Genomic DNA, 6,381 nt, shown 5'->3' on the forward strand with positions numbered 1-6,381 from the left:
TTACATTCCGAACCCGGAAGCTAAGCCTTTCAGCGCCGATGGTACTGCAGGGGGGACCCTGTGGGAGAGTAGGACGCCGCCGAACAATCATTGCGGGAAGCCCCGCACCAGCCCCCTTTTCCGGGGGGTTCGGTGCGGGGCTTTTCTGCGTTCACCGCACGTGCGTGTAGGCGTGCCCAGGTCGATATCGGCTGCGGAGAGGGCTGTGTGCGTGGTTGGATCCGGGCCATGAGTGATCCTGTGATCCGTCCCGTGCGGGCCGACGAGTGGGAAAAGGTCAAAGAGCTTCGGCTGGTCGCGTTGAGCGATCCCATGGCGCCCCTGGCGTTCCTGGAAACCGCCGCCCAGGCTGCGGAAAAGCCTGACGAGTTCTGGCAGGACCGGGCCCGAGCAGCCGCGGAAGGACGGGACGTGCGGCAGTTCGTGGCCGAAGCCCCCGACGGGCGGTGGGACGGGTCGGTGACCGTGTTCCTCGAGGAGATCGGTTCCACCGATTTCCTCGACCAGGACATCGAGCGCAACCAGGGGCACATCGTGGGCGTGTTCGTGCGGCCCCGGCAGCGTGGGACCGGGATCACCGACGCGCTGTTCGAGGCGGCACTGGAGTGGGCCTGGTCGCTGGAGGAGCCGGCGCTGGAGCGCGTACGGCTCTTCGTGCACGAGGACAACGCGCGGGCCGGGGCCTTCTACCGGCGGTTCGGATTCCAGCCGAGCGGGCTCGTCATCCCGAAGCCGGGCGATCCCCACTCCAAGGAGCTGGAGTACGTCTTCGCCCGGCCCGCGAACTAGCGCGGACTAGAGCCGGGGCCAGCGGGCGCGGGCCTGCTCGCGGCTGCGGCACAGGGCGAGCAGGGGGACTGCGTCCTGCTGGAGGAGGTCCGGTAGTTGGGGGATCGGGGCGACGGCCGCCACATCCTCCAGGACCAGGGTGAGTGGTGGGTCGAGCCGGCCGTGGGATGACCGTGCGGCCATGCGGCGGCCGTGCTCGACCACGCTCGATGCGAGTGCGGTGAGCAGGGGCATTGCACTCGGATGGGTGCGAGGATCCTCCAAGGATTCACCCACCACATAAAGGGTGCCCCCCTCCTGCACGAACGATGCAAGCGTGAGCGCATCGGTTCGGTTCGGGGTGCAGGCCTCGCGGATGTGGATCGACGCGAGGCAGGAGAGGGCCCGGGCCGTGAGCCGGAGGGCCTGTTCGCGGCGTTCGGGATGAGCGGTGAGGGCGGACTCGAGTTCGCCGGCCGCTCCGGGCGCCGCCCGGGGGTGGGTGCGCAGGATGCGGACCGGGTCCTGGGCGGCCGAGCCCATGACCCAGCGGTGGAGCTGTTTGAACGGGCGGTCGTCCAGGGCCGCTGCTTGGAGCCAGCTCCGCAGGAGGGTCTCGGCGGTATCGGCCACGTCCCCGTCCCTGCGGGCCTGCGGGCGTACGGGGGCCAGCAGCGCGGCGGCGCGTGCGGCCGCCGTGTCGCGGTCGGCGCAGGCGTCGGCGGGGTTCCAGTGCAGGCGGGCCGGGGTGTCGCACAGGTGCGTGGGGTCGTAGAGCAGGACCGGGCCGAGCTTGGCGCGGGCGTCCTTGGTCTCCGCCCAGAGGCCGGGGGAGGACGTGACGACGAGAGCGGCGCCCTCCGCAGCAGCCAGGCGGCCGGAGGCCAGCCGGTGGCGCTCGGCGGGACCGCCGTAGACCAGGCCGTCACCCGCGGGCGGTGCGGGCGCCGGCTCCGAGGCAGGCGGGGTACGGTGCGGGGCGGGGAACGTCGCCTTGGCAAGCGTCGTCGGCACCGGGTCCGGTCCTGGCGAGGGCGTGGGCAGCGGCGTGGGCTCCGCGGACTTCGGCAGCGGCGCGGAAGCCTGCCCGGTCGTGCCGGGGGGCGCGTGCGCACCGGCGACCGCGCCTGCCGGGTCGGCCGGGGCCGTGGCACGGTGCGCGGCCGGGGTGCGGCGGGCCTTGGTGCGGGCGACGATGCCGATCACGAAGACGGTGAGGACGAAGAGGACGAGGAGCTGTCCGACGAACAGGCCCCAGAAGAGGCCCCAGCCGGAGAGGGCCGCGGGGGCGGTGTCAGGCCAGGCGGCGGCCATGTCGTGCGGCTGCGTTATCAGGGCACGGACGGCCGTCGGAGTGCGGATGAACGTGACCGTGTTCGGCCAGGACCCGTGGGCGAGGAGGGCCGCCAGGCCCGTGGACGTCCACACGAGCGCGGCCAGTCCGATGAGGAAGGCGAGGAAGCCGATCAGGACGCCGTCCGGGATGCCGCCCCGGGAGGTCGCCGGGGGCGGCGTGCGTCTCGTGCCGCTTTCGAGCATGGTCATGCCACCGTTGTCGTGGATCCCGGTCCGCCGCCCTGCTGGCGTTCGATGAGCAGGGCCCGCTGTTCCGCCTCCCATTCCGCCGCGAGCAGGTCGTCGGGGAGCGGGTGCGGCGCGGAGGACTCCGTCATGGCGCGGTCCGTGTAGACCAGGGGGCGTTCGGCTTCGGTGATGAGGTGCTTGACCACTTGGACGTTGCCGTTGACGTCCCAGACGGCGATGCCGGGAGTGAGGGTCGGGATGATTTCCACGGCCCAGCGGGGCAGGCCGAGGACGCGGCCGGTGGCACGTGCCTCGTCGGCTTTCTGGGCGTAGATCGTGCGGGTCGAGGCCATCTTGAGGATGGCCGCGGCCTCGCGGGCGGCGGCGCCGTCGACGACGTCGGAAAGGTGGTGGACCACGGCGACGAAGGACAGGCCGAGGCGGCGGCCGAACTTCAGCAGGCGCTGGAACAGTTGGGCCACGAACGGGCTGTTGATGATGTGCCAGGCCTCTTCCACGAGGAAGATGCGCTTCTTGCGGTCGGGGCGGATCCAGGTGTGCTCCAGCCACACGCCGACGATCGCCATCAGGATCGGCATCGCGATCGAGTTGCGGTCGATGTGGGAGAGGTCGAAGACGATGAGCGGGGCGTCGAGGTCGATGCCGACGGTCGTGGGGCCGTCGAACATGCCGCGCAGGTCGCCGTCGACGAGGCGGTCGAGGACGAGCGCCACGTCGAGGCCCCAGGCCCGTACGTCGTCTATGTCGACGTTCATGGCCTCGGCGGACTCGGCCTCGGGGTGGCGCAGCTGCTCCACGATGTCGGTGAGGACGGGCTGGCGGTCGCGGATGGTGTCGACGACGTAGGCGTGGGCGACCTTGAGGGCGAAGCCGGCGCGCTCGTCGAGGCCGTGGCCCATCGCCACCTCGATGATGGTGCGGAGCAGGGCGAGCTGGCCGGTGGTGGTGATCGCCGGGTCGAGGGGGTTGAGGCGGATCCCGTCGTCGTTGGCGGCGATGGGGTCGAGGCGGATGGGTGTTATCCCCAGCTCTTGCGCGATCAGGTTCCACTCGCCGACGCCGTCCTCGCCCTGGGCGTCGAGGACGACGACCTGGCGGTCGCGGAAGCGGAGCTGGCGCAGGACGTACGTCTTCTCCAAGGCGGACTTGCCGTTGCCGGACTCGCCCAGGACCAGCCAGTGGGGGGCGGGGAGCTGCTGGCCGTAGAGCTGGAACGGGTCGTAGATGTAGCCCTTGCCGCTGTAGACCTCGCGGCCGATGATCACGCCGGAGTCGCCGAGTCCGGGGGCGGCGGTGGGCAGGTAGACGGCCTGGGCCTGCCCGGTGGAGGTGCGTACGGGCAGGCGGGTGGTCTCGACCCTGCCGAACAGGAAGCTGGTGAAGGCGTCCGTCAGAGCGGACAGCGGATCTCGCATGGCGGCCTTTCCCTCCAGCTAGCTTCGGATGCCGGTGGCGAACGGCAGGGTGTTGACGAAGGCGCGGTGGTGCTCGCGGTCGCACCATTCGAGCTTCAGGTAGGACTTGCCGGCCGAGGCGCGGATCGTCCTCTTGTCGCGGGCGAGGGCTTCCGGTGAACGCGAGGACACGGTGATGTACCCGACGAGGTTGACCCCTGCCGCACCGCTGGCGAGATCTTCACCCCTTTGGTCGAGGCGGCCGTGGGCGGCGATGTCGCGGGGGTCGACGGTGCGGTTCATCTTGGCGGCGCGGGAGGCGTCGGCCTCGTCGTTGGTCTTCTCGGTGAGCATGCGCTCGATGGCGATCTCGGTGGGCTCCAGGTCCATGGTGACGGCGACGGTGCGGATGACGTCGGGGGTGTGGACGAGGAGGGGCGCGAGGAAGTTCACGCCGACCGGGGTCATCGGCCATTCCTTGACCCAGGCGGTGGCGTGGCACCAGGGGGCGCGGGTCGAGGACTCGCGCGTCTTGGCCTGGAGGTAGGTGGGCTCGACGGCGTCGAGTTCGGCGGGCCAGGCGTTGCGCTTGGTCATGGCCTGGATGTGGTCGATGGGGTGGTCCGGGTCGTACATGGAGTGCACGAGGGAGGCGAGGCGGCCCTGGCCCAGGGGCTGGCGTACGCGGATGTCGGCCTCGGCGAGGCGGGCGCAGATGTCGGTGAGCTCGCGGGCCATCACGATGGCGAGGCCGGTGTCGCGGTCGAGCTTGCGGCCCTTGCGGGAGCCGGCGCGGGCGATGGCGTTGGCCTCGGCGGCGAGCTCGCGCGTGTAGTGCATGCAGGCGACGAGATAGGCGCGGTGCTGCTCGGAGGAGGTGGAGACCATCGACTGGAGCTGGTCGTAGGAGTCGCGCAGCCAGACGGGGGAGGTGGGGTCGCCGCGCTGGGCGACGTCCTTCGCGTGGGCGTCCGGGTCCGCGGGGAGGGTGCGGGCGAGCATCTGCAGGCGGGTGACGAAGCCGTCCCCGTTGGCGACGTGCTTGAGGAGGGTGCCGAAGCGGTCGACGAGGGCTTCCTGGTCCTCGCTGTCGCGCAGGCCGACGCCGGGGCCTTCGATCTCGATGGCGGCGGTGACGGTCCGGCGGTCGGCGTGGAGGAGCACGGCGATCTCGTCGGGGCCGAAGGGGGCGGAGAGCCAGCTGATACGGCCGATACCGGGGGGCGGGCCGATCTCGACCTCGCGGCCGTCGGCGGCGCGGGTGCCGGCTTCCATGGCGCCGGAGCGGTAGGTGGTGCCGCGGCGCAGGATCCGCTTGTAGCTGCGGTTGATCTCGAACCAGCGGTAGAAGGTGCGGCCGCGGTAGGGGACGTACACGGCGGCGAGCGCCATCAGCGGGAAGCCGACGAGGGTGACGATGCGCAGGGTGAGGTCGGGGACGAGGAGACCGCTCATCATGCCGAGGAACGCACCGGCGATGATCAGGGCGATCTCGCCGTTCTCGCGGTTCTTGCCGACGATCGCGTTGGGCCGGGCGCGGCCGATGAGATACGTGCGGCGGGGCGCGACCGGGTGCAGCTGGTGGGACTGGGCCGTCAACGCCCGTCACCTCCTGTGTTCCTCGTGCTGGAGCCCGTACGGGGCTGGGGTGTGGCGGGTCCGCCGCCGGTGGGGCGGCTGCTGTGGGCGGCGACGCCTCCGGAGAGGGGGTTGGCGGGGCGCGGGGCGCTGCCGCCCTCGCCGCCGGAGCGGTGGGCGCCGCGGCTGCTGTGGGCCTTGATTCCCTGGGACACGAGGGTGGCGGGGGAGCTGATGACGGCGGCGGCCTGGGCGCCGTCGGTGGCCTTGCTGCGGCCTGCGCGGGCGGCGGCGATGTCGTCGCCGAAGCCGGGGACGAAGCGGTAGATCATCGCGGAGGCGAAGATCGCCAGGAGGATGATGGCGAGGCCGGAGACGACGGCGGAGAAGGCGCCCGGGCCCTTCTCGCCGGCGAGGGCCCCGGCGAGGCCGAGGACGATGACGATGACCGGCTTGACGAGGATGACGGCGATCATGATGCCGGCCCAGCGGCGGACGTGGCCCCACAGGTTGCGGTCGACGAGGCCGGCGTAGACGACGACGCCGAGGAGGGCGCCCACGTAGAGGAGGGCGGCCCGGATGAAGAGCTCCAGGAAGAGGATGCCGGCGGCGAGGACGGTGACGAGGGAGACGACGATCAGCATGATCGGGCCGCCGCCGATGGAGTCGCCCTTCTTGAGGGCCTCCGTGAAGGAGCCGAAGAACACGTCGGTCTGGCTGCCGCTCGCCGAGGCGATGACCTGGGTGACGCCGTCGGTGGCGGAGACGACGGTGTAGAGGATCAGGGGGGTGAAGGCGGAGGCGAGGACGGTGAGCCAGAGGAAGCCGATCGCTTCGCCGAGGGCGGTGGCCAGGGGGACGCCGCGGATGGCGCGCTTGGCGACGGCGAGGAGCCAGAGGACGAGCGTGAGGACCGTGGAGGCGGCGAAGACGACGGCGTACTGCTTGAGGAAGGCGCCGTTGGTGAAGTCGACGTTGGCCGAGCCGTTGACGGCCTTGCTGAGCTCGTTGACGATCCAGGCGGCCGCGTCGGCGCAGCCCTTGGCGAGGGAGGCGAGGGGGTTGAGGGCTTCGGCGGGGTCGGAGGGGGCGAGGC

General features: G+C 71.4%; 5 protein-coding genes and 1 rRNA gene. 2 read left to right on the forward strand and 4 right to left on the reverse strand.

Annotation, left to right across the window (positions count from 1 at the left end; all coding sequences use genetic code 11):
- Positions 1–85: ribosomal RNA gene (rrf, locus tag HYE82_RS32915) — 5S ribosomal RNA — on the forward strand; the annotation flags it as partial.
- 143 nt (positions 86–228) lie between these two features.
- Positions 229–789 carry a GNAT family N-acetyltransferase gene (locus HYE82_RS32920; RefSeq protein WP_179177877.1) on the forward strand — a complete coding sequence of 187 codons (561 nt, stop codon included), beginning with the start codon at positions 229–231 and terminating at the stop codon, positions 787–789.
- Positions 790–795: 6 nt separating this feature from the next.
- Here HYE82_RS32920 and HYE82_RS32925 read toward each other — a convergent pair whose 3' ends face one another.
- From HYE82_RS32925 to HYE82_RS32940, 4 genes are all read right to left on the reverse strand, one after another.
- Complete coding sequence (locus tag HYE82_RS32925; RefSeq protein WP_256987998.1) at positions 796–2,313, reverse strand: type VI secretion protein; 1,518 nt, start codon at positions 2,311–2,313, stop codon at positions 796–798.
- Positions 2,310–3,728: an ATP-binding protein gene (locus tag HYE82_RS32930; protein ID WP_179177878.1), complete on the reverse strand. Its 1,419-nt coding sequence runs from the start codon at positions 3,726–3,728 to the stop codon at positions 2,310–2,312. The genes HYE82_RS32925 and HYE82_RS32930 overlap by 4 nt, the downstream gene beginning before the upstream one ends.
- Positions 3,729–3,746: 18 nt before the next feature.
- A complete protein-coding gene (locus tag HYE82_RS32935) occupies positions 3,747–5,306 on the reverse strand; it encodes an SCO6880 family protein (protein ID WP_179177879.1) in 1,560 nt (519 codons plus the stop codon).
- Positions 5,303–6,381 (reverse strand): hypothetical protein (locus HYE82_RS32940; protein WP_179177880.1); only part of this gene is annotated, 1,079 nt, incomplete at its 5' end. The genes HYE82_RS32935 and HYE82_RS32940, both read right to left, overlap by 4 nt.

The sequence above is a fragment of the Streptomyces sp. BR123 genome (assembly GCF_013401435.1).
GTDB lineage: Bacteria > Actinomycetota > Actinomycetes > Streptomycetales > Streptomycetaceae > Streptomyces.